Here is a 21,120-nt window from a genome sequence, read left to right as displayed (position 1 = left end):
CACTAGCGCGGCTGAGGTCCAACGGCCGTCAGCCCTGGGGATGACCCCGGTGTCAGGTTCGGCGGGCCTTGCCGGACACGTCCAGTACGCCCCGTTCACCGAAGGCGACGTTCTGGTCGAGCAGCACGGCCACGTCCTCGCCGGAGAACCGCAGCTCCAGGCGCAGCTCGAACGGTGTACCGAGGAAGATCATCCGGCCGCGCAGCGTCAGCTCGTCCGTCCAGGCCGCTGCGGTCGCCACGTCGGCCGGTTCGCCGAGGAACGCGCTGGTTCCCGGGCACCACTCCTCGTAACCGAACTGCACCACACGGTCCACGCCGCCGACCGTGAAGACCACCTCGGTCCGGCCGTCCGCGCCGCGGCCGAGCGTCAGAGCGGTGAAGCCTCGCGGGTTCGGATCGAGGTCGTAGGTCACGCCGAGCAGCGAGTCCTCGACCGGGATCGACTCCGCTCCCGCCGGTGTGCGCAGCGCGAGCTCCAGGGTGCCGGTCTCGTCCGCCGTCTCCGGCGTCGGGGACTCGGCGTCCGTCGGCGTGACCCAGGCATCGTCGCGCAGGAACGCGTCCCATACCGCCTCCAGCACCAACGACAGGTCCGACAGACCCGACGTCGTGGTGATCACCAGGTCCTTCTCCGGCCAGACCAGGATGTACTGACCGAAGGCGCCGTCGGCCCGGTAGGCGCCGTGCCGGCACTGCCAGAACTGGTAGCCGTAGCCCTGGCTCCAGTCGGAGTCGCCCGGGCCGTTCTCCACCTGCTTCGCCGTCGCCGCCGCGACCCACTCGGCCGGGACGAGCTGCTTTCCCTCCCAGACACCGCCCTGCAGGTAGAGCTGGCCGAACGCGGCCATCTCCTCGATGGTGATCGAGAGGCCGAATCCGCCCGTGTCGATGCCGTCCGGGTCCTGCTCCCACGTGGCGTGCGTGATACCCAGCGGCGCCAGCAGGCGCGGCGTCAGGTAGTCGAGCAGCCGCTCACCCGTCAGCCGGTGCAGGATCGCCGAGAGCAGGTACGTCGCCCCCGTGTTGTAGACGAACCGCGTGCCCGGCTGGTGCTCCACCGGCTCGGCGAGGATCGCGCGGGCCCAGCCGGCGCCAGGGAGGGAGATCGTGCGGTTGATACCTTCCATGGTCGAGGCGCTGTGGCCGGTGGTCATGGTCAGCAGGTCGCGTACGCGCATGGCGCGCAGGTGCTCGCTCGGGTCGGCGGGAGCGTCGTCCGGCAGGAGGTCGAGCACGCTGTCGTCCAGCGTGAGGAGCCCCTCGTGGACCGCGAACCCGACCGCCGTCGACGTGAAGCTCTTGCTCACCGAGAACATCTCGTGCGGCCGGTCGGTGGTGTGCGGGTGCCACCCGCCCTCCGCGATGACACGGCCGTGCCGCAGCACGAGCACGCTGTGCACGTCCTCGATACGGTCGAGGCTGTCGATCAGGCGCCGCACCGCTGCGGGCTCGACACCCTCGGCCAGCGGGGTGGACCGGGGCAGGATCCGAGACATGCCGGGCACGATACCCGGACCAGGTCTCAGTCCAACAGCCAGGTCGGGTTGCGGAGGTAGGACTCGGCCACGGCGAGCGTGCCTGGCACCTGCGCGGACCAGAGGTCCGGCGGGAGGGCGTCGGCGCGGTGGGTGGTGGTCCAGCCGAGCATCTGCAGGCGGCGCACCATGGACAGCGCACACCCGAGCTCGACGGCGTCCCGCACCAGCGGCCGCACGGACGTGTAGCCGGCGAGCCATTCCACGGCCATGGTCGGCGCCTCCGGCGTGTGCTCCAGGAAGCTCAGCGCGGCCGCGAAGTCGTACTGGAACCAGGTGTGGCCGCAGTCGTCGAAGTCGATGACGGTCAGCGACTCCCCCTGGATCATGATGTTCGACGGCCGCAGGTCCGCATGCACCAGCCCCCAGGCGGCGGTGTCACGCGGAGCCCGGCCGACGACCTCGAGCGCCGCGGCCTGGGCCTCCTCCAGCAGGGTCCGCTCCGCGCCGTCGCCGACGGCGTCCTCCCAGCGTCCCCAGCGCGCCGTCGGCCCGAGCATGTCCGGGACGTCCCACGAGTGGCGGGCGAAGCCGGCGGGTGGAGCCCAGGTGAGCGCGTGCTCGTGCAGCCGGGCGTTGATGGCGCCGATCTCGCGGTAGTACGACGTCGGGTCCGCTGCCGCGCCGCTCGCGCCCGAACCGGCGTCGCTGAACAGGTCCTCCAGGATGCGCCCGGTGACGTAGCCGTAGGCGACGCACCACCAGTCGGTGCCGTCGTCGGAGGCCAGGGCCGCGCAGAACGTGCCCGACCGGGTGCGCAGCGCGGCGGGCACCTGGCAGACGCCCTCGGCGGCGAGCGCCGCGACCCAGGCGACCTCGGACTCGAACGCGTCGGCTCCGGCCAGGTACCCGGGGCGGGCGACCCGCACGACGGCGGCCGGTGCGTCGTCGGCGGTCACGAGGAACGTCGCGTTCTCCGAGACGGTGATCAGGCGCATGGCGACCTCGCCGCCGAGGGCCGGACCGAACTGCCAGGACGCGGCCACGCCGTCGCGGAGCCAGCCGGGCGCCTGGTCCCCCGGCACCAGCGCGTCGAACGCGGCGAGCGTTGGGGGCGGGGTGGGTGGCTGCGGACCGGATGCGGACTGCGCTGCGGCGGTGACGGGCATGTGGTTGCTCCTCAGGCTGGGAGCGGAGGCGGGCGGCCGCTGCCATGGTGCTCCGCCCGCCGGTGCCGGACAAGGGGCGCAACGGGGAATTCACGCAAGTCACCGGCACGAAACAAGCCGGGCGGGTATCGCGCCGAACGGTTACCCGACCGTCATCGCGAGGCTGCGCCGGGAGATACATGCTGCCGTCACGATAAGGACCGTCCTGCGGACGGCCGGGCGGCCGTGGATCCCTCCTGGTGGGATGCGCGGCGGGACGCGAGCGTGAGGAGCACTGCCGTGGCTACTCGGTCGACGATCATGGACACCAACGCCTTCCGGCCCGGTGACTCCACCGGTGGACTGCCGCCCCGGACCGCACGCCTGGTGGAGCGACGGTCGGACGTGCTGGGCTCCGCCTACCGGCTCTTCTACCGCGAGCCCGTGCACCTGGTACGGGGCAGCGGGGCCCACGTCTTCGACACGGACGGCAACGACTACCTCGACGTGTACAACAACGTGGCCTCGGTGGGGCACGGTCACCCGCGGGTCGTGGACGCGATCGCCAAGCAGGCCGCGGCGCTGAACACGCACACGCGGTACGTGCACGAGCGGATAGTCGACTACTCCGAGTCGCTGCTCGCCACGATGCCGGGCGAGGTGGACCGGGTCATGTACCTGTGCACGGGTTCGGAGGCCAACGACCTGGCCGTCCGTGTGGCCCGCGCGCACACCGGCGGCACCGGTGTCATCGTCAGCGCCGAGGCCTATCACGGCAACACCGAGCTGACGTCCTCGCTGTCGCCCGCCCTGGGCTCCGGGCAGGACCTGGCGCTCGATGTGCGGACCGTCCCGGCACCCGACCCGTACCGGGCGCCCGTCGCCGCAGAGGACCTGGGCCAGTGGTTCGCCGACCAGGTGGCCCGGCAGGTGGCCGACCTGGAGCGGCGTGGCGTACGACTGGCCGCCTTCCTGGCCGACTCCATCTTCTCGTCCGACGGCGTGTTCCCCGACCCGGCGGGCGACGCCGGTTTCCTGGCGCCCGCCATCGAGGTGGTGCGGCGCGCCGGCGGTGTGTTCATCGCCGACGAGGTGCAGCCGGGGTTCGGCCGCACGGGGGACGCGATGTGGGGGTTCGCCCGCCACGGCGTCGTGCCAGAGATCGTGACCCTCGGCAAGCCGATGGCCGCCGGCATCCCGGTCAGCGCGGTCGTAGCGCGGGGCGAAGTGCTTGCCTCGTTCGGCGACCACATCCCGTACTTCAACACCTTCGGCGGCAACCCCGTGTCGATGGCGGCCGCGCAGGCGGTGCTCGACGTGCTCCAGGAGGACAAGCTCCAGGAGCACGCCGCCCGTGTCGGCGCGCGGATGCTCGCCGCCCTGCGCGAGGCCGCCGCGGACCACCCGCGGGTGGGCGATGTCCGCGGTACAGGCTTCTACGTCGGCGTCGACATGGTCGCCGACGCAGAGACCAAGGCGCCCGACGTCGCGGCGGCCCTCGACGTCGTCGAGGCGCTGCGCGAGCGCCGGATCCTCACGTCCGTCTGCGGGCCGGGCAACGTGCTCAAGCTCCGCCCGCCCCTCGTGTTCGACGACCAGGACCTCGACCGCCTGATCGACGGCTTCTCCGACGCGCTCACCGCGCTCGACCACTGAACTCACTGGAGGACCGCATGGCAACGACCTCAGCGGCGCCCGGAACCGCGGGCGTCACCTACACCCAGGCCGACGGCCAGTACTTCGAGAAGCGGGAGCTGCGGCGCAGCGCCGGGTTCTGGGGCCTGTGGGGCATCGGGATCGCCGCGGTGATCTCCGGCCAGTTCTCGGGCTGGAACGTGGGCCTCGGCACCACGGGCTGGGTCCCGATGCTCGTCGCCATGGTTCTCGTGACCGTCATGTACTTCACGATGATCTTCTCGATCGGCGAGATGTCCGCGGCCATGCCGCACACCGGCGGCGCGTACTCGTTCGCGCGCGCCGCGATGGGTCCGTGGGGCGGGTTCGTCACCGGGTTCGCCGAGACCATCGAGTACGTCGTGACCACCGCCGTCGTCGTCTGGTTCTCCGGTGTGTACGCGGACTCCGCGCTCACGGCTTTCACCGGGCAGTCGCTGCCGCAGTGGGTGTGGTGGATCGTGCTGTACGTGGCCTTCGTCGCGATCAACGCGCTCGGGGCGCATGTGGGCTTTCGGCTGGCCGTGGTGGTCGCCGTCGTCTCGCTCGTGGTGCTGGCGTTCTTCGCCGTGGCCGCCTTCGCGTCCGGAGCCGTCGACTTCTCCCGCCTGAACGACATAGTGCCCGCCGACGGCGGTACCGAGCTGCTGCCGTTCGGCACCATCGGGATCCTCTACGCGCTGCCGTTCGCCATCTGGTTCTTCCTCGGGATCGAGGAGCTGCCGCTCGCCGCCGAGGAGGCCCACGACCCGGCGCGTGACATCCCCAAGGCCTCGGTCTGGGGCGTCGTCACGCTCGCCGCCTTCGGCCTGATGGTGCTGTTCCTCAACCCCGCCGTGACGGGTTCTGCCGCCATCACCGTGTCACCCGGCGACGGCGACGAGCCGCTGCTGGCCGGTTTCCGGGCGTTCCTCCCCGAGGAGGCGGCGGGTGTGCTGGCGCTGCTCGCGCTCGTGGCGCTGCTCGCGTCGCTCCAGGGCATCCTGTTCGCCGCCGGGCGCAACCTGTACTCGCTCTCGCGGGCGGGCTACTACCCGACCTTCCTCTCACTGACCGGCGCAAAGCACAAGACACCGTGGGTGGCGCTGGTCGCGACGGCGGTGCTCGGCCTCGTCATCCTCACCCTCGTACTGCTCGTGGTCCCGGCGATCAGCCCGGACGCTGCGGGGGCGGCGTCGGGGGTGATCCTGTTCATCGCGGTGTTCGGCGCGGTGATCTCGTACGTCATGCAGATGGTGTCGTTCGTGCTGCTGCGCCGTAAGTTCCCCGACGCCGTCCGGCCCTACCGGAGCCCGACCGGCATCTGGGGCGCCGCCGTGGCCGGCGTGATCTCGGTGGCTGCGTTCCTCGGCATCGTGCTGAACAGCGCGTTCCAGGTGGCGGTCGTGACGTTCCTGGTCGTCTTCGTGGTGGGGCTCGTCATGTTCGCGCTGGTGGGCCGCAAGCGGCTGGTGCTGTCACCCGAGGAGGAGTACGCGATGTCGGGCGGGCTCTCGGCGAGGGCCGAGGGCGCCATCGAACCGAAGGCCGCGGCGGCCGACGTCAGCGCCTGAGATGACCATGCACCTGCTGCCAGGATCAGCACCGTCCTGGCAGCAGGTGCATGGTCACCCGTGCCAGACTCCCTGGCATGCCCCGCGACCTGCGCGCGCTGCCCAAGGCGAACCTGCACCTGCACCTGACGGGATCGATGCGGCCGTCGACCGCCGCTGAGCTGGCTGCCCGCTACGACCTCCCGGCGCTGCCCGCCGCGGCGATCGAGCCCGGTGTGGTGCACGGCTGGGAGGTGTTCCAGGCCCGGTACGACACGGCCCGCGCGGCGGTCCGCTCGGCCGACGACATCGCGCGCGTGGTCCGAGAAGCCGTGGAACAGGATGCCGGCGACGGCGTCGGCTGGACCGAGCTGCAGGTCGACCCGACGTCGTACGCGGGATGGCTCGGGTCGCTGGAGGCGGTGGTCGAGGCACTGCTCGACGCCGCTCGCGACCTGCCGGTCGGCGTGATCCTCGCGGCGAGCTGGGGCGCGGACCCCGCCCACGCGGAGCGGATCGCCGGGCTCGCGGTGAAGTACGCGGCGGACGGCGTGCTCGGCTTCGGGCTCTCGAACGACGAGCGGCGCGGACGCGTCGGCGACTTCGTCCCGGCGTACCGGGCGGTGGCCGACGCCGGGCTGGCTCGCGTACCGCACGCCGGGTTCTACGAGGGCGCGTGGCACGTGCGTGACTGCGTCGAGCTGCTGGACGCCACCCGTATCGGGCACGGGCTGACGGCGCTCGAGGACCCGTCGGTGGTCGCGCTCCTCGCGGAGCGGCAGGTGACGCTCGAGGTCTGCCCGACGTCGTACCCGCCGTTCGGCGTCACGCCCGCCCTGACCGCGGTGCCCGCGCTGCTGGCCGGCGGCGTCCCCGTAGCCCTGGCGAGCGACGACCCGCTGCTGTTCGGGGCCGGGGTACTGGGCCAGTACGAGATCGTGCGGGAGGTCTGCTCTGACTCTGAGTTCGCGACGATCGCTGCCGCCTCGATCCAGGCCTCGCACGCGCCGGACGGTCTGCGACGGCGGCTGCTCGACGGAGTCCAGGACTGGCTCGACGGGTAGCCGGCTCAGAGCAGGAGCTCGCCCACCACCTCGTCGAACAGGATGTTCCCCGTCTTGCGGAAGCCACACCGCAGGTAGAACTCCTCGGGCCCGTCCGCACCCGGGACCCACAGGACGGTGATGCGGTCGAGCCCGCGACGCCTGGCCTCCTCGGCGACCTGCTCCACCGCGAACCGGCCGACCCCACGCTTGCGCGCCTCGCGGGCCACGTTGAGTCGCCAGATCCCGGCGCGGAACTCCGGGATCTCCTCGTCCGGGTTCCAGTTCGCCATCACGAAGCCGACCACCTCGTCGCCGTCGAGGACCACCCTCGGCCATGCGGTCGGGTTGACGTACGCCTCGGCGATCGACCAGGCGACCGGTGCGACGGGCTCCTTGTCGGGTGGCTGAGGTGGGAGCTGGACGGCCGCGAAGAGATTGTCCGTCGTGAGCTCGGCGAGCTGGAGGTTGGCCATGGACCGACTGTGCCACGGGTCACTGACAGTGCCTGCCCCATCGACGGTCAGCCCGCGACGACCTCGACCTCGTAGCCGTCGCCGTTCTCCAGGTAAGCGGCGTAGTGGTCGGGTCCGCCGGCGTGCGGATGCCGGTCGGGGAACAGGAGAGCCCAGCCGTGTTCGGGTGCTGCCTCGACCAGCCGATCCACCTCGTCGCGCGTGCCGCCGTGGAACGCGAGGTGGTTGAGGCCTGGAGCGAGCCGGTCATGGGTATCGGCCGAGAGGGCAGGGCTCTGCTCGACGACGACGTAGGTGCCGTCGAGGATCCAGCTCAGGCCGGCGTCCCACCGCTGGTGCTCGGAGTAGCCGAGCGTCGTGAGGAGCCAGCCCCAGGACCGCTCCGCGCGGACGAGGGACGGGACCCACAGCTCGACGTGATGCAGGCGGCCGCGACTCACGGGGCAGCCGCCGCGATGACCCGCGTGAGGCTGCTGTGCAGCGCCTGGAGCTCCTCGGCGGACATGCCCAGCCGCGCCATGATCGCCGGCGGCACCCGCAGCGCCTGCTCGCGCAACGCACGACCCTCCTCCGTGAGCTCGACGGCGAGCGCCCGCTCGTCGCGAGGATCGCGGCGGCGCGTCACGTAACCGATCGCCTCGAGCCGCTTGAGCAGGGGGGACAGGGTGCCGGGGTCGAGCTGCAGCAGTCCGCTGAGCTGTTTGACGGACAGCGGCGACCGCTCCCACAGGGCGAGCATGACCAGGTACTGCGGGTGCGTGATACCCATCGGTTCGAGCAGCGGCCGGTACAGCGCGATGACGCTGCGTGAGGCGACGGCGAGCGCGAAGCAGACCTGACGGTCGAGAGCCAGGAGGTCGTCGGTGGCTACGGCGTCGGGCCGTGATGCGGCGGTCATGTCTCTCCTCTCGATATTGACCAGACTAACAGTTTGTGTGCAAACTATTGGTACACCAAGCAATGGAGGAACGGAATGCGCGACCGCGACGGCCTGACCCTCGGGTACCGCTTCAAGTGGCGGCTCAACTGGCTGCTCCTGACCGTGGCCGGACCCGCCCAGCAGGCGGACGACACCGACCCTCGACGCCGCATGGAGCGTGAACGCGCCGCACTCGTGGCGCGGCTCCGGGCCGAGCGAGCGCAGGGCTGAGCTCAGTGCCCCGCGGCGACCAGCAGGTCCCGGGTGAGCGGCGCGAGCGGGTAGCTCGCGACCGGATCGGCAGGATCGATCCACACCAGCTCCTCGATCTCTGCCCGGACGGCGACCTCGGTACCTGGTCGCAGGCGGACCTGGTAGACGTGGGCGTCGACGACGTGGTCGGGTTCGTTTGCGGCCGGCGCCCCGAACCTGCCGAGGCTTTCGATGTCCGCCGGATCGAGCCGTAGGCCCACCTCCTCCTCGACCTCCCGGACGAGCGCGGCCAGGGGCTCTTCACCTGGCTCGATCTTGCCGCCCACCTGCATGAACGTCTGTGTGCCTCGCTTGCGGACGAGCAGGTGCCGCCCGTCGGACCGTTCGACGACGACCGCGACGATCCGCAGCGTCGTGATCGGACCGACGGCGCCGCCCTCGCTCATGACTGCTCCACGATCTCTTCGATCACCGTTCCGCCCAGCACCTGCACGACGAGCGGTACGCCGACCATGCCCGCCGACGTGATGTCCGGATCGTCCGCGGACGGCTCGTCGTAGAGATCAGGTTCGCCGGCCGGGGCGACCGCCGTTCGCGGCGCGCTCGTACCGACGTCCGCGGTGGTCCCGCGGCGCGGATCGGAGGCGGCACCGCTCGCCGCCCGCGCGCGGCGCTCGTTCGCCTGTCGCAGGGCCTCGCGCGCGCTACCCGCGCCGGACATGGGGGCTCGCGCCGGGGCCGGAGCCTGCGCTGGAGCCGCTGCCGGGACCTGGTCCTCGTAGACCGGCTCGGGCTCCGGCATGTCGTAGTCCGCAGGCGGTTCGGTAGCGCTGGCCCCGGAGAGCCAGGCCTCGTCGGCCGCGCTCGCCGCCGCCCGGGGGCGGGCTGCAGGCCTGGAAGGCTCTGGACGCCCCGCCTCGGGACCGGTCGGCCGGGGCCGAGAAGGCTCGGGACGCTCGGCGACCGCGACGCTCCCCTGGGCGGTCGCCACCGACCCACCCGAGGGACCACCACCCACCGCACCCACCGCGGTGGCACCCACGACGGCCACCGCCTCGGCCGAGGCCGACGTGGCGGACACCGTGGCCGACGCCCCGCCGGGGGGCGGCACGTCGGGCCAGTCGGGCGCCGGAGCGGTATCGGGCGCAGGGGCCCCGCTGCCGGGCTCGTCCGACACAGGTCCGACGCCGCCCGCCGCCGGACCGCCGCTCGGCGACGCACCCGTCGACGGGCCACCGCCGAAGGTTCCGCCGCCGGACCCCGCGCCGCCGCCGGACGGGCCCTCGTCCAGGGTCGCCTCGACCCGGACTCGGATGCCGAGCGTCTGATAGACCGCCTCTTCCACCGCGCTGGTGTGCCGTGCGTTCGAGAACGTGCGGGCCAGGCCGGGGGCCGCGAAGCCGAGCTTTAGCGTGTTGCCCTCGAGCGAGGCCACCTGCGCGTTCGGGCCGACGAGCGACCACGTCACGCGCGCGGCGGCGAGCGAGCCGAGCACCTCCGGCCAGCGCCGTCGGACCGTCTCCGTCGTGACAGCCGGCTCTGCCTGGGACTCGGCTGGTGCCGAGACAGCGGCAGGCTCTGCCGGTGGCTGCTGTACGGGCGCCTCCTGAACCGGAGCCGCCGCCGGGACGGCCGGCTCGGGTTCCGCGGGCGCCGCCGGTGCGGGTGCGTCCGCGGCCGTCGGCTCGGGCTCGGGTGCGGCGGCAGGAGCGACCGGAGCAGCCTCGGGTGCGGGGCGAGCGGGCTCCGTGGTCGCGGACCGGCCTGGCTCCCCCCGCTTCTTGCGCGCGTCGAGCACCGCACGCGCGGCGGCCGCCCCGGCGAGCCCGCCCGCCGTCGGCTCCTGCGGCGGTGCACCGACAGGTGCCGTACCGCCCCCCGACGCCGTGCCGTGCCCAGGACCGGGTGCGGCCGAGGCGCCGGAAGCGACGATCCCGCCACGCTCGAGCCGGTCGATACGCGCGGCGAAGCCCGCGGCCCCGTCGTCGGCTCCGGGCAGGAGCAGGCGAGCGCACAGCAGCTCCAGGTGCAGGCGCGGCGATGTGGCGCCAGTCATCTCGGTGAGGGCCGCGTTCACGAGGTCGGCGGCCCGGGAGAGCTCGGCGACCCCGAGGCGACCGGCCTGGGTTCGCATGCGGTCGAGCTGATCAGTCGGGATACCCCGCAGCACAGCGCTGGCAGCGTCACCCGAGACCCCGATGACGATGAGGTCACGCAGCCGCTCCAGCACGTCCTCGACGAACCGGCGCGGTTCGTGCCCCGTCACGATGATCTGGTCGACCACCCGGAAGATCGACCCCCCGTCGCGTGCCGCGAGCGCGTCCACCACGTCGTCCAGCAGGGTCGCGTGCGTGAAGCCGAGCAGGCCGACCGCGAGGTCGTAGTCGACGACCGAGTCCGGGGCGCCGGCGATGAGCTGGTCCATCACGGAAAGGGAGTCGCGTACCGAACCGCCGCCCGCGCGCGTGACCAGCGGGAGCACTCCGCTGGTCACCTCGACGCCCTCGGCGGCGCAGAGCTGCTCGAGGTACGGCGACAGCACGTCCGGCGGCACGAGCCGGAACGGGTAGTGGTGCGTCCGCGACCGGATGGTGCCGATCACCTTGTCCGGCTCCGTGGTCGCGAAGATGAACTTGATGTGCGGCGGCGGCTCCTCGACGATCTTCAGCAGCGCGTTGAAGCCCTGCGGCGTCACCATGTGCGCCTCGTCGAGGATGAAGATCTTGTACCGGTCGCGAGCCGGCGCGAACGTGGCGCGTTCGCGCAGGTCGCGCGCGTCGTCCACACCGTTGTGCGACGCCGCGTCGATCTCCACCACGTCGAGCGAACCGCTGCCGCCGCGCGCCAGCTCAACGCACGAGGGGCACTCGCCGCACGGGGTGTCGATCGGCGACTCGGGCGTGTTCTTCGCACAGTTGAGCGTGCGGGCGAGGATGCGCGCCGACGTCGTCTTTCCACAGCCTCGTGGACCGCTGAAGAGGTAGGCGTGGTTCACCCGCCCGCTGCGCAGGGCCTGCATGAGGGGGCCCGTGACGTGGTCCTGGCCGATCACCTCGGCGAACGTCTCGGGCCTGTAGCGGCGGTATAGGGCGGTGCTCACCCCCGCAACGATAGACGGCCTCACCGACACGCGGAGGACAGCCCTCCACAGGTACGAGCGGGGGCCGTCACCGGCCGGCCGACGCCCGGTCCTGCTGCCGCACGCGCAGCTTCATGACCAGGCCGGGGATACCGACTCCGAGCAGGACCGGGACGGCCGCGAAGATGCCGACCCAGAGGACGATGGCGAGGTAGCCGAGTGCCGACTTGGACGAGTCGGCGTCCGCCTGGGCAAGGAACACGACACTTGTCACGGACGCGACCACCACGAACAGCCCGATGGCTGCCGCGGCCCAGACGAGGACGTTCGCCCATCGGCGGTAGGCGACGCTGATCTCGCGGGCCGGTGGTGGTGGTGTGTCAGGGCCTGGCTGCTGATCCGTCATGGGTGCACTTCTACCACCCCGCGGACCAGCAGCCGGCGCCTCATCGCCTGAGCGCCCGCCGCGCCAGCCCGTTCCCCAGCCACTGCACTGCCTGGACGATCACCACGATGATCAGCACGACGACGGCGGTCACCGCCCAGTCGTACTGGCGGTAGCCGTGCACGATCGCGAAGTCGCCAAGGCCTCCGGCACCCAGGTAGCCGCCGATCGCGGACATGTCGAGCACGCCGACGAACAGGAACGTGTAGCCGAGGATCAGCGGTGCCAGCGCTTCGGGGACCAGGACCGTCCGCACGATCCGGAACGGCGAGGCGCCCATGGCCCGGGCGGCCTCGACCACTCCGGGGTCGATCGAGACGAGGTTCTGCTCGACGAGCCGCGCGAAGACGAACGTCGCCATGAAGCACATCGCGAAGGTGAACGCCTCGATGCCGATCGTCGAGCCGATGACGGCGCGGGTCAGCGGCCCGAGCGCCACCAGGAAGATGATGAACGGGATGGGCCGCACCACGTTGACGGCGAGGTTCAGCACCGCGAACACGACCCGGTTGCCGAGCAGGTTCCCCGGCCGCGTCAGGTACAGCCCGAGTCCGAGGGCAAGCCCGAGAAAACCGCCCACGAGCAAGGTGATCAGCACCATGTACGCCGTCTGGCCGGCCGCCTCCCAGAGCAGCGGCGTCAGTGTCTCCCAGCTCATGCGGCGGCCCTCCCGTGGTCGTCCACCCAGGTCACGTCGCGCAGCGCCGCCACGGCGGCCTCCACCGCGGCCGTGTCGCCGACGAGCTCGACGGTCAGCGAGCCGTAGGGCCGCTCCGCGACCTCGGTGATGCCGCCGAAGACGACCGTCCCGTCGACGCCGTGCTCGCGCAGGGTGCGCGTGAGCACCGCCGACGAGCCGGCCACCTCGTCCACACCCACCGTCACGATGTGCCCGGTGTGCCGCGCGCGCAGCCGCTCCAGCACCTCGGGCGACGGCCGGTCACGCAGCGCGGTGGCGACGAACCGCCGGGTCACGTCGTGCGCGGGCGCGCTGAACACCTGGTACGCCTCGCCCACCTCGACGACCCGGCCGCGGTCCATCACGGCGACGCGGTGACAGATCGAGCGCACGACGTCCATCTCGTGCGTGATCACGACGACGGTGACACCGAGCTCCCGGTTGACGCGCTGGAGCAGGTCCAGCACGTCGCGCGTGGTCTCGGGGTCGAGGGCCGACGTCGCCTCGTCCGCCAGCAGGATGCGCGGGTTCGTGGCCAGCGCCCGGGCGATGCCGACGCGCTGCTTCTGCCCGCCCGAGAGGGCGGACGGGTGCACGCCCGCCTTCTCCGCCAGGCCGACGAAGTCGAGCAGCTCGGCGACCCGAGCCTCCCGCCGCGAACGCGGCCAGCCGGCCACCTCGAGCGGGTACGCGACGTTGCCCGCGACGGTCCGGGAGGCGAGCAGGTTGAACTGCTGGAACACCATCCCGATCCCGGCGCGCACCGGGCGCAGCCGGGCCTCGTTGAGAGCGCCGAGCGCGACGCCGTCGACCACGACGTCGCCCCCTGTGGTGCGCTCCAGCGCGTTGATCAACCGGACCAGGGTCGACTTGCCTGCACCCGACTGACCGATGACGCCGAAGATCTCGCCCTCGCGGATCTCGAGGGTGACATCGTCGACGGCGCGCACCTCCGCACCTCGCCCCCGGCCCGGGAACACCTTGGAGGCGCCCTCGAACCGCACGATGCTGCTGGTCGCAGCGTCGGTCACGGAAGGCATCAGGACGCGTCCGCCTCGATGCCGGCCAGGATCTCCTGCAGCTCGGCCGCAGAGTTGTCCTTGATGACACCGGTGCCGCCCGAGGCCTCGAGCACGCCCTCCTCGACCTCCGGGGAGTGGTAGATCTCGACGAGCTGCTGGAACACCTCGTTGTCGGCGTCGGCAGCCCGCGCCACCCACACGTTGATGTACGGCTCGGCCGCGGACGAGTCCGGGTCGTCCGAGAAGATGGCGTCCTCGGCGGTCAGGTCGGCGTCACCCACGAAGTCGTTGTTGATGATCGAGGCGTCGACGTCCTGCAGCGCGAGCGCCGTCTGGGCGGCGTCGACCGGGGTGACGGTCACGCGCGACTCGTCCTCGACGATGTCGGCCGGCGTGGAGAACGCGCTGCCGCCGTCACGCAGGGTGACGAGCCCGGCCTCCTGGAGCACGAGCAGCGCCCGCGCCTGGTTGGTGTCGTCGTTGGGGATGGCGATCTCGCCGCCGTCGGGGATGGCCTCGACGCTGTCGTGCTTCTGGGAGTACAGGCCAAGCGGGTAGACGGCGGTCGCGCCGATCGGCGTGAGGTCCTGCCCAGAGGCAGTGTTGTAGCCCGCGAGGAACTGCAGGTGCTGGAACTGGTTGAGGTCGAGGTCGCCGTCGGTCAGGCCCTGGTTGGGGAGCTGGTAGTCGCTGAAGTTCACCAGCTCGACCGTGATGCCCTCCTTCTCGGCCAGGTCGGTGAAGGTGGTCCAGTAGTCGTCGCCGGAGTTGACGACGCCGATGCGTACCGGGTCCTCGGCGGTGCCTGCGGCCGCCGTGGCGTCGCCCCCGGCACCGCAGGCGCTCAGCGCGAGGGCGGTGACGGCGGCGAGACCGGTGGCCAGGACAGAGGTGAAGCGAGACATGGGTGGTCCTCTCAGGGGCGCACTGGCGCGGGTATGCCTGTGCTCAGGATGCGTGGGGTCTGCGTCTGACGCAGGCCGAGGTGAGACGGCGGGCCACGGCCATCAGCAACGTGGCGAGCTCGGAGAAGTTCGAACGGCCCTCAGCGGGCCGCGGTACAGCGAGGCGCGCTCAGCGCTCGCACATTCGCTCGCCGCGCACGTGAGCGCGACACATCGCGTCGCGACAGGTGCGCGACGTCGTTGCTGCGGTCCAGGTGCGGGTCATACGGACATCGTGCGGCACTGCACGACGTCGAGGCGAATCGCCTCGGGGTAAATCCCACGATGCGGAACGAATTACGTCCACATGCTGGATGAGCCGCCGAATCCCGGGCATTGAAGGACCCCTCGCACACCCACCAGAGCTCACTTACCCTTGCTGCCTTCCGGCCCTGGGGGAGTTCGGCGAGGTGATGCCGTACGAGGGGTCTGCCCCCAGCCTAACCGATCCGAACACCCCGGCCCAACCAGGTCGAACCCGCTGTACGCGACCTCACAGCCGCGTCGCGTGCTCCGATTCGTTGTCCGAGCACGGCGTCCGGTATCCTCGACAGGCCGCGCCAGACTTCGGTCCTGTGGCCGCGCGCCGCCTTGGCGAGCGCGAGGAGGATTCGCCTAGTGGCCTATGGCGCACGCTTGGAAAGCGTGTTGGGTTAACGCCCTCGGGGGTTCGAATCCCCCATCCTCCGCAGTGTGATGACGCGGGACATCGTGCAGATGTCCCGCGTCATCGTCGTCTCAGGACGATGAGCCCGGCATTTCGCCGGCCCGTCACACGGTGTTGTGGACGTGCTCACCTCCGTCTGGTCGGGTGAGCGGGCACCAGTTCCCTGACCTGGAGGAGAGCCCATGTCCACCACTCCTGGCACAGCCGGAGTCTCACGCCGCACGATACTGACGGCCGCAGGCGCAGCGGCAGCGGGCGCCCTCGGCGCCTCGACCGCGCTGGCCGGCCCGGCCTCGGCCCGGACCTCGGGGGCGGGTCGGCCGGTCATCGGCCGCGCACGGGGCGAGCTCCTGCACGCCATGAGCTTCAACGTCCGCTACGACCGCGAGGGCCAGACCCGGCCCGGCGAACCCGACTACTGGCCGGAGCGCGCACCGCTCACCTCGGAGTTCCTGCGGCTGGAGCAGCCGACGATCCTCGGGGTCCAGGAGGTGGAGTTCAACCAGCTCTCCGCCGTCGAGGCCGGGCTCGGGCGCGGCTACAAGATGGTGGGCTTCGGGCGCGACGGCGGCGCGGCCGGCGAGTACTCGGCGGTCTTCTACGACGCGCGGCGCCTGACCGTGAAGTGGTGGGACCAGTTCTGGCTGTCCGACACCCCGAAGGTCATCGGCTCCGCCACCTGGGGCAACACCGTCACCCGGATCGTCACCTGGGCCGAGCTGCACGACAGCGTGACCGGCCGCGACTTCCTGCACATCAACTCGCACTTCGACCATCAGGCGGAGAACGCACGCGTGCGCAGCGCCCAGGTCGTCCGCGACCAGATCGCGGAGATCGACCTCCCCGTCGTCTTCACCGCCGACTGCAACGCGGCGGCGGAGGGCTCGGCGGCGTACGACGTCCTGGTCACCGAGGGCGGCCTCCAGGACACCTGGCTCGCCGCCGACCGGCAGCTCACCCCGTACGCGGGCACGTTCCCCAACTACGGGACGCCGAACCCCGACGGCGCGCGCATCGACTGGATCCTCGCGTCACCCGGCGTCGAGGTTCGTGCGGCCGCGATCAACACGTGGACCAGCGGCGGCCGCTACCCGAGCGACCACACCCCGGTCCAGGCGCTGCTGAAGCTCTGACGGCGCACCGAACACAGACCATCTGACGAAGAGCTCGGTCAGCGAGCAGGCGTGGCCGACTCTTCGTCGGTGGACTCCCGCACGCCGATCCTGGGCTGCGGTTCGATCTCCGCCGTCGGTACACAGCCCTCGGCGTTGGTCAGCGGGGTATCTGCCGAGATGCCGACATCAGCGATGTCCAGAGGGGGCTCGAACTCGGACCCGATCAGCAGGTCGACGCTACGGTCCTTGCTCTTCCGGTCGTCGAGGACGAGCCGGATGTCCGGGAAGTGGGCCGCGACGGTGTACGCGGCGACGATTCCGCCCTTGCCGAACCGCAGCTCGGAGTACGTGAGGTTCTTGGCGGCGTTGGTCGCCTCGTCGACCTTGAAACCCCGGTCCCTGAGCGCGTTCTCGTAAGCGCCCCCGAGGCCGGTCTGGCCGATGCCGTCGGGGCCCTCGCCCGAGGCGTTCAGCACCCGGATCCGGACGTCCGAGTACGCGACCGGGAGGGCGCCGTCCGGCTGGCCCTCCACAGCGGGCAGGCACGGCACCGGGAAGGTCTCCTGCTCCGCGACGCCCACCGTGTTGAACGGACGGTTGAACGGCGCGGCGATGGCGCCCGAGTAGACCGCGAGCGCAAAGATGCCGCAGACCGCCAGGAACGCGATGAGCACGCCGAAGACCACTGCCTGGCGCTCGTGCTCTCGGCGACGGCGCTCCACTCGCGCCTGGTCCAGTCCGGGGGATGTCACTCTTCGAACCTACCTGAGGTCAGCGGATGGTGAGCACGCGAGCGTGCAGGACGGGACGTTGTTGCAGGGCGGCGCGCACCGCGCGGTGCAGGCCGTCCTCGAGATACAGGGTGCCCTCGTACTCGACGACGTGCGCGAACAGGTCGCCGTAGAACGTGGAGTCCTCGGCGAGCAGCGTATCGAGGTCGAGCGTGCGCTTCGTGGTCACGAGCTCGTCGAGCCGCACCTGGCGTGGCGGCACGTCCACCCAGTCGCGTGTGCGCGAGCGCCCGTGCTCGGGGTACGGGCGGCCGTCACCTACGGCCTTGAAGATCATCGGCCCATCCTCACTGGACTCGGTGGGGCACGGTCCGGGAGCGGCGGTGAGAACCTGCCTGCTGACGCCGAACGGCGCCTCGAACCTTACCGGACGGAGCATACGGAAGACAGCCGCACACCCCGCCCGGTGGCTCAGCCGTTCTGCAGGTCACGCCGCCGGAAACCGATGAAGGCCAGCAGGAACAGCACGGCGGCGGCACCGCACAGCCCCCACAGGTGAGCCGCGTCGACGCCGTCGACCATCGGGTTGCCCACCCACCAGAAGGGCGAGATCCCCCGCGCCCAGTCCGGCAGGCCGAACAGGTCGGCGAACATGCCCACCACGAACATGTAGCCGAACAGCACCCAGGCGAGCCCGGTGGCCTTCGGCACCCAGGCGTAGAGCGCCGCCGCGAACGCGACGACGACCGCGAGACCGGGCAGGTAGCCGAGGGCGAGCTCCAGGTAGGCGCCGAAGCCGGGCTCGTCGACGCCCGACGACGCGGCGCCCGCCCACAGCGCGAGCACGCCGGTCACCTGCACGACGGCGGCACCGACCAGTGCGAGGACCAGGCCGGAGGCGAACCACCGCGCGCGGCTCACCGGCTTGGTGAGGACGAGCTCGGCGCGTCCGCTCTCCTCCTCGCCCTTGGCCCGGAGCGCCATGGCCACTCCGAACGCCGCCGCGCCGGAGCCGGCATACAGGCCGAACACCCCGAGGAACGTCCGGATCAGGTCGTCGCCCTCGCCCAGGATGGCGGAGTACACGGGGTTGTCGGCCACGGACTCGACGAGGTCGGGCACCGCCTCGACCACACCGCCCGAGGCGAACCACATGAGGCCGAGCCCGAGGCTGGTCCAGAGCAGGGCCATCCGCTGCTGGATCCAGGCCAGGGCGAAGGGCCCGGTCAGTGCGGGGGCGGCGTCGGACCGGCCCGCTCGGACGGCGACCATCCCAGCGCCGAAGTCACGGCGCGAGCCCAGCAGGGCGGCCAGTGCGATGAGGAGGACGATCGCGGCCGCGCACAGCCCGAGCGGCCACCAGCGCATGTCCACGAACACCCGGGTCTGCTGGACCCAGCCGATCGGGGACAGCCAGGACAGCCAGCTCCCGTGCTCCTCCTGGATGTCGCCGATGGCCCGCAGCGAGTACGCCCCGCCGAGCACGGCGAGCGAGACTCCCGTCGCCCCACGCCCGTGCTCCATGGCCTGCGCGGCCACCAGGGCGACCGCGCCGAACACGAGCGCACCCAGCGCTATCGAGAACGTCATGGTGAACGACTCGGTCGCGTCGAAGTCGAAGGCCACCAGCACCAGGCCCGAGACGACGGCGACGAGCACGTTGGCGATCAGCACCTGCAGCAGCGCCGCGACGGACGACGCGTGCCTGCCCACCGCACCGGCCCGCACCAGCTCCGACCGGCTGCTCTCCTCCTCGGCACGCGTGTGGCGCACGACCTGGAGGATGCTCATCACGGCGAGCGTGAGCACCAGCCACAGGATCAGCTCGTTCGCCACGGCCGCACCCGGTGTGTAGTCGTCAACGCCGTAGCCGGGCCCGGCCATCGAGATCATGGCGGGGGTCCGCATGAGGGCGGCCCGGACCGACATCGCCTCCGGATCGTCGCCGAGGATCACGTACTCGCCGAGTGCACCCGCGTAGAGCAGCGCGACACCGAGCGGCCAGACGAGCAGCCGCAGCCGGTCCCGGCGCAGCATGAAGCGCAGCAGGCGGCCGGTGCCGGCGAGCGTGGCGCCGAAGGCCGGTCCGCGCACGCCGGCCGGCGCGGCAGCGAGGGCGGTCATCGTGCGTCCTCCAGCACGTCGCCGTAGTGGCGCATGAACAGCTCCTCCAGCGACGGCGGGGTCGCGGTGAGGCTGTGCACGTCCAGCGCGGCGACGGCGGACAGGACGGCGCCGATCTGCGCGTTGTCGACGTCGAACGTGGCCCGGGTCCCGCCGTCGGAGGCGGTGGTGACCAGGTCGTGCACGCCGGGCAGCCCCGCGACCGCCGACGGGTCGCCCGCGACCACCGCGGTCACGCTCGTGCGCGTGAGGTGCCGCAGCTCGTCGAGCGTGCCCGACTCGACGTCGGTCCCGTTGCGGATGATCGTGACGGTGTCGCACACCTTCTCGACCTCGGACAGGATGTGGCTGCTGAGCAGCACGGACCGGCCGGCGTCCTTGGCCTCGTGGACGTACTCGGTGAACACGGCCTCCATGAGGGGGTCCAGGCCGGACGTCGGCTCGTCCAGCACGTACAGCTCCGCGTCGGTCAGGAACGCCGCGACCAGGGCGACCTTCTGCCGGTTTCCCTTGGAGTAGGTGCGCGACTTCTTGCGCGGGTCGAGCTCGAAGCGTTCCAGCAGCTCGGCCTTGCGCGCCGCGAGCCGCTTTTTGTCGTGGCGGCCGCTGAGCCGGGCGAGGTAGTCGATGCACTCGCCGCCGGTCAGGTTGGGCCACAGGCTCACGTCGCCGGGCACGTACGTGATGCGCTCGTGCACCTCGACGGCGTCGCGCCACACGTCCCCGCCGAACAGGCGGGCGGAGCCGGAGTCGGCGCGCAGGAGGCCCAGCAGGACGCGGATGGTGGTGGACTTGCCCGCCCCGTTGGGGCCCAGGAAGCCGCGGATCTCGCCGGGCTGGACGGTCAGGTTCAGGCCGTCGAGGGCCTGGACGGTGCCGAAGGTCTTGCGTAGGTCGTGGATCTCTATCGCTGGGGTCGCGGTCATGGTTCGCTCGCTCTCGGACGTCGGAAGAGGGGTTGTGGCAGGCGCTACTCCTCCCCCGACGGCGGGTCGGGCACGTACATCAGGTATTCGTCGAGCATGCGGCGAGACGTGAGGAAACCCTCGGTGAACAGCTCCAGCATCGGCAGGTAGCTGTTCGTGAAGTAGCCGCGGACGATCCCCGCGAGGTCGCTCGGGTCCGACGGCGGGCTGAGCGTCACCTCGAGCAGCAGCGCACCCAGCGACGAGAGGGTGAGGTAGCGGGCCCGCGCCACCTCGTCCCGGCTGGGCACGATCACGCCCGCCGCTACGCCGTCCTTGGTGTAGCCAACGGCGTCGTCGACCATGTGGCCGATGAACTCCTGCGCGAGGGCACTGCCGTCCTGCATGGACCGCAGGACGTACCCGACGATGGGCGCGTTCTCCTCGACGGCCGCGAACTTGTGGAAGAGGCTGTGGCCCGCGGCGGCCTCGGCGACGTTCTCGCGCTTGAGCCTGCCGATGGTGGCCAGCAGGTGCGCGTCGCACTCGGCGCGCAGCTTGTCCTTCGAGCCGAAGTGGTGCATCACGAGGCCGGCGCTCACGCCGGCGTCGGATGCGATGGCGCGCACCGAGGCGCCGAAACCCTCCACCGCGAACCGGTTGATCGCGGCGTCACGGATCCGGGCACGCGCGGTGAGGTCGCTCGTGCTCGCCTCTCCGCCGCTTGCTTCCCCAGCCTCGGCTGAACGCATGTTCAATATGCTAACCACGCGTTCAGCCCACAGTCCAGACCCGACCACCAGCCTCGTTGAGTGCTGGCTATTTGCGCCGCCTGAAGCCTTGAGCGGGCCAAAAAACCACCAAAAAACAGAAGGGGATGGGGGGGGGGGGGGCCCCCCCCCGCCCCAGGGGGGCCCAAACGGGGTG

At 71.4% G+C, this 21,120-nt stretch carries 21 protein-coding genes, 1 tRNA gene and 1 other RNA gene; 6 read left to right on the top strand and 17 right to left on the bottom strand.

Annotation, left to right across the window (positions count from 1 at the left end; all coding sequences use genetic code 11):
- Positions 1–52: 52 nt before the first annotated feature.
- Positions 53–1,498: a serine hydrolase domain-containing protein gene (locus tag ACFWE2_RS04670; RefSeq protein ID WP_377223049.1), complete on the bottom strand. Its 1,446-nt coding sequence runs from the start codon at positions 1,496–1,498 to the stop codon at positions 53–55.
- A 26-nt stretch (positions 1,499–1,524) separates the two neighbouring features.
- Positions 1,525–2,646, bottom strand: a complete 1,122-nt coding sequence (locus ACFWE2_RS04665) for a phosphotransferase enzyme family protein (protein ID WP_377223048.1) — start codon at positions 2,644–2,646, stop codon at positions 1,525–1,527.
- Between the two features lie 279 nt (positions 2,647–2,925).
- On the opposite strand from ACFWE2_RS04665, the gene ACFWE2_RS04660 reads away from it, so the two are divergent.
- The 3 genes from ACFWE2_RS04660 (at position 2,926) to add (ending at position 6,895) form a co-directional block, all read left to right on the top strand.
- Positions 2,926–4,281 carry an aspartate aminotransferase family protein gene (locus ACFWE2_RS04660; RefSeq protein WP_377223047.1) on the top strand — a complete coding sequence of 452 codons (1,356 nt, stop codon included), beginning with the start codon at positions 2,926–2,928 and terminating at the stop codon, positions 4,279–4,281.
- Between the two features lie 17 nt (positions 4,282–4,298).
- Positions 4,299–5,852, top strand: a complete 1,554-nt coding sequence (locus ACFWE2_RS04655; protein ID WP_377223046.1) for an amino acid permease — start codon at positions 4,299–4,301, stop codon at positions 5,850–5,852.
- A 77-nt stretch (positions 5,853–5,929) separates the two neighbouring features.
- The gene (add, locus tag ACFWE2_RS04650; protein ID WP_377223045.1) at positions 5,930–6,895 is read left to right on the top strand and encodes an adenosine deaminase; all 966 of its coding nucleotides are present in this window, start codon (positions 5,930–5,932) and stop codon (positions 6,893–6,895) included.
- A 5-nt stretch (positions 6,896–6,900) separates the two neighbouring features.
- Here the strand turns inward: add and ACFWE2_RS04645 are convergent, their stop codons facing one another.
- Genes ACFWE2_RS04645 through ACFWE2_RS04635 form a run of 3 tightly spaced genes read right to left on the bottom strand, consistent with a single transcriptional unit; the run spans position 6,901 to position 8,248 of the window.
- Entirely contained in the window at positions 6,901–7,350 is a 450-nt protein-coding gene (locus ACFWE2_RS04645; RefSeq protein ID WP_377223044.1) for a GNAT family N-acetyltransferase, read from the bottom strand.
- 47 nt (positions 7,351–7,397) lie between these two features.
- Positions 7,398–7,790: a VOC family protein gene (locus ACFWE2_RS04640; RefSeq protein ID WP_377223043.1), complete on the bottom strand. Its 393-nt coding sequence runs from the start codon at positions 7,788–7,790 to the stop codon at positions 7,398–7,400.
- Positions 7,787–8,248: a MarR family winged helix-turn-helix transcriptional regulator gene (locus ACFWE2_RS04635; protein ID WP_377223042.1), complete on the bottom strand. Its 462-nt coding sequence runs from the start codon at positions 8,246–8,248 to the stop codon at positions 7,787–7,789. The genes ACFWE2_RS04640 and ACFWE2_RS04635 overlap by 4 nt, the downstream gene beginning before the upstream one ends.
- Positions 8,249–8,323: 75 nt before the next feature.
- On the opposite strand from ACFWE2_RS04635, the gene ACFWE2_RS04630 reads away from it, so the two are divergent.
- Positions 8,324–8,500, top strand: a complete 177-nt coding sequence (locus ACFWE2_RS04630; protein WP_377223041.1) for a hypothetical protein — start codon at positions 8,324–8,326, stop codon at positions 8,498–8,500.
- Between the two features lie 2 nt (positions 8,501–8,502).
- Here ACFWE2_RS04630 and ACFWE2_RS04625 read toward each other — a convergent pair whose 3' ends face one another.
- The 7 genes from ACFWE2_RS04625 to ffs all read right to left on the bottom strand — a co-directional run bounded on the left by ACFWE2_RS04625 (position 8,503) and on the right by ffs (position 15,084).
- A complete protein-coding gene (locus ACFWE2_RS04625) occupies positions 8,503–8,928 on the bottom strand; it encodes an NUDIX domain-containing protein (RefSeq protein ID WP_377223040.1) in 426 nt (141 codons plus the stop codon).
- Positions 8,925–11,582 (bottom strand): DNA polymerase III subunit gamma and tau, encoded by a 2,658-nt coding sequence (locus tag ACFWE2_RS04620; RefSeq protein ID WP_377223039.1) that lies wholly within the window; start codon positions 11,580–11,582, stop codon positions 8,925–8,927. The genes ACFWE2_RS04625 and ACFWE2_RS04620 overlap by 4 nt, the downstream gene beginning before the upstream one ends.
- 67 nt (positions 11,583–11,649) lie before the next feature.
- A complete protein-coding gene (locus tag ACFWE2_RS04615) occupies positions 11,650–11,967 on the bottom strand; it encodes a hypothetical protein (protein ID WP_377223038.1) in 318 nt (105 codons plus the stop codon).
- Between the two features lie 40 nt (positions 11,968–12,007).
- Positions 12,008–12,664, bottom strand: a complete 657-nt coding sequence (locus ACFWE2_RS04610) for a methionine ABC transporter permease (RefSeq protein WP_377223037.1) — start codon at positions 12,662–12,664, stop codon at positions 12,008–12,010.
- Positions 12,661–13,725, bottom strand: a complete 1,065-nt coding sequence (locus ACFWE2_RS04605) for a methionine ABC transporter ATP-binding protein (RefSeq protein WP_377223036.1) — start codon at positions 13,723–13,725, stop codon at positions 12,661–12,663. Before ACFWE2_RS04605 ends, ACFWE2_RS04610 begins: the two co-directional genes overlap by 4 nt.
- Complete coding sequence (locus ACFWE2_RS04600; RefSeq protein WP_377223035.1) at positions 13,725–14,612, bottom strand: MetQ/NlpA family ABC transporter substrate-binding protein; 888 nt, start codon at positions 14,610–14,612, stop codon at positions 13,725–13,727. The genes ACFWE2_RS04605 and ACFWE2_RS04600 overlap by 1 nt, the downstream gene beginning before the upstream one ends.
- A gap of 375 nt (positions 14,613–14,987) precedes the next feature.
- Positions 14,988–15,084: signal recognition particle sRNA small type (gene ffs, locus ACFWE2_RS04595), an RNA gene on the bottom strand.
- A gap of 171 nt (positions 15,085–15,255) precedes the next feature.
- On the opposite strand from ffs, the gene ACFWE2_RS04590 reads away from it, so the two are divergent.
- Both ACFWE2_RS04590 and ACFWE2_RS04585 read left to right on the top strand, forming a co-directional pair.
- Positions 15,256–15,340: transfer RNA gene (locus tag ACFWE2_RS04590), tRNA-Ser, on the top strand.
- A gap of 160 nt (positions 15,341–15,500) precedes the next feature.
- The gene (locus ACFWE2_RS04585; protein ID WP_377223034.1) at positions 15,501–16,451 is read left to right on the top strand and encodes an endonuclease/exonuclease/phosphatase family protein; all 951 of its coding nucleotides are present in this window, start codon (positions 15,501–15,503) and stop codon (positions 16,449–16,451) included.
- Positions 16,452–16,489: 38 nt separating this feature from the next.
- Here ACFWE2_RS04585 and ACFWE2_RS04580 read toward each other — a convergent pair whose 3' ends face one another.
- The 5 genes from ACFWE2_RS04580 to ACFWE2_RS04560 form a co-directional block, all read right to left on the bottom strand.
- Positions 16,490–17,185, bottom strand: coding sequence for a LytR C-terminal domain-containing protein (locus ACFWE2_RS04580; protein WP_377223033.1), 696 nt, complete (start codon positions 17,183–17,185; stop codon positions 16,490–16,492).
- A 19-nt stretch (positions 17,186–17,204) separates the two neighbouring features.
- A complete protein-coding gene (locus tag ACFWE2_RS04575) occupies positions 17,205–17,501 on the bottom strand; it encodes a type II toxin-antitoxin system VapB family antitoxin (RefSeq protein WP_108493446.1) in 297 nt (98 codons plus the stop codon).
- A 134-nt stretch (positions 17,502–17,635) separates the two neighbouring features.
- Entirely contained in the window at positions 17,636–19,288 is a 1,653-nt protein-coding gene (locus tag ACFWE2_RS04570) for an ABC transporter permease (protein WP_377223032.1), read from the bottom strand.
- Positions 19,285–20,214, bottom strand: coding sequence for an ATP-binding cassette domain-containing protein (locus ACFWE2_RS04565; RefSeq protein ID WP_377223031.1), 930 nt, complete (start codon positions 20,212–20,214; stop codon positions 19,285–19,287). The genes ACFWE2_RS04570 and ACFWE2_RS04565 overlap by 4 nt, the downstream gene beginning before the upstream one ends.
- Before the next feature lie 44 nt (positions 20,215–20,258).
- The gene (locus ACFWE2_RS04560) at positions 20,259–20,945 is read right to left on the bottom strand and encodes a TetR family transcriptional regulator (RefSeq protein WP_377223030.1); all 687 of its coding nucleotides are present in this window, start codon (positions 20,943–20,945) and stop codon (positions 20,259–20,261) included.
- Positions 20,946–21,120: the final 175 nt, after the last annotated feature.

This window comes from Promicromonospora sp. NPDC060271 (assembly GCF_042726755.1).
Taxonomy (GTDB): Bacteria; Actinomycetota; Actinomycetes; order Actinomycetales; family Cellulomonadaceae; genus Promicromonospora.
The sequence above is the reverse complement of the archived record's forward strand: the minus strand, read 5'-3'. Positions and strand labels throughout refer to the sequence as shown.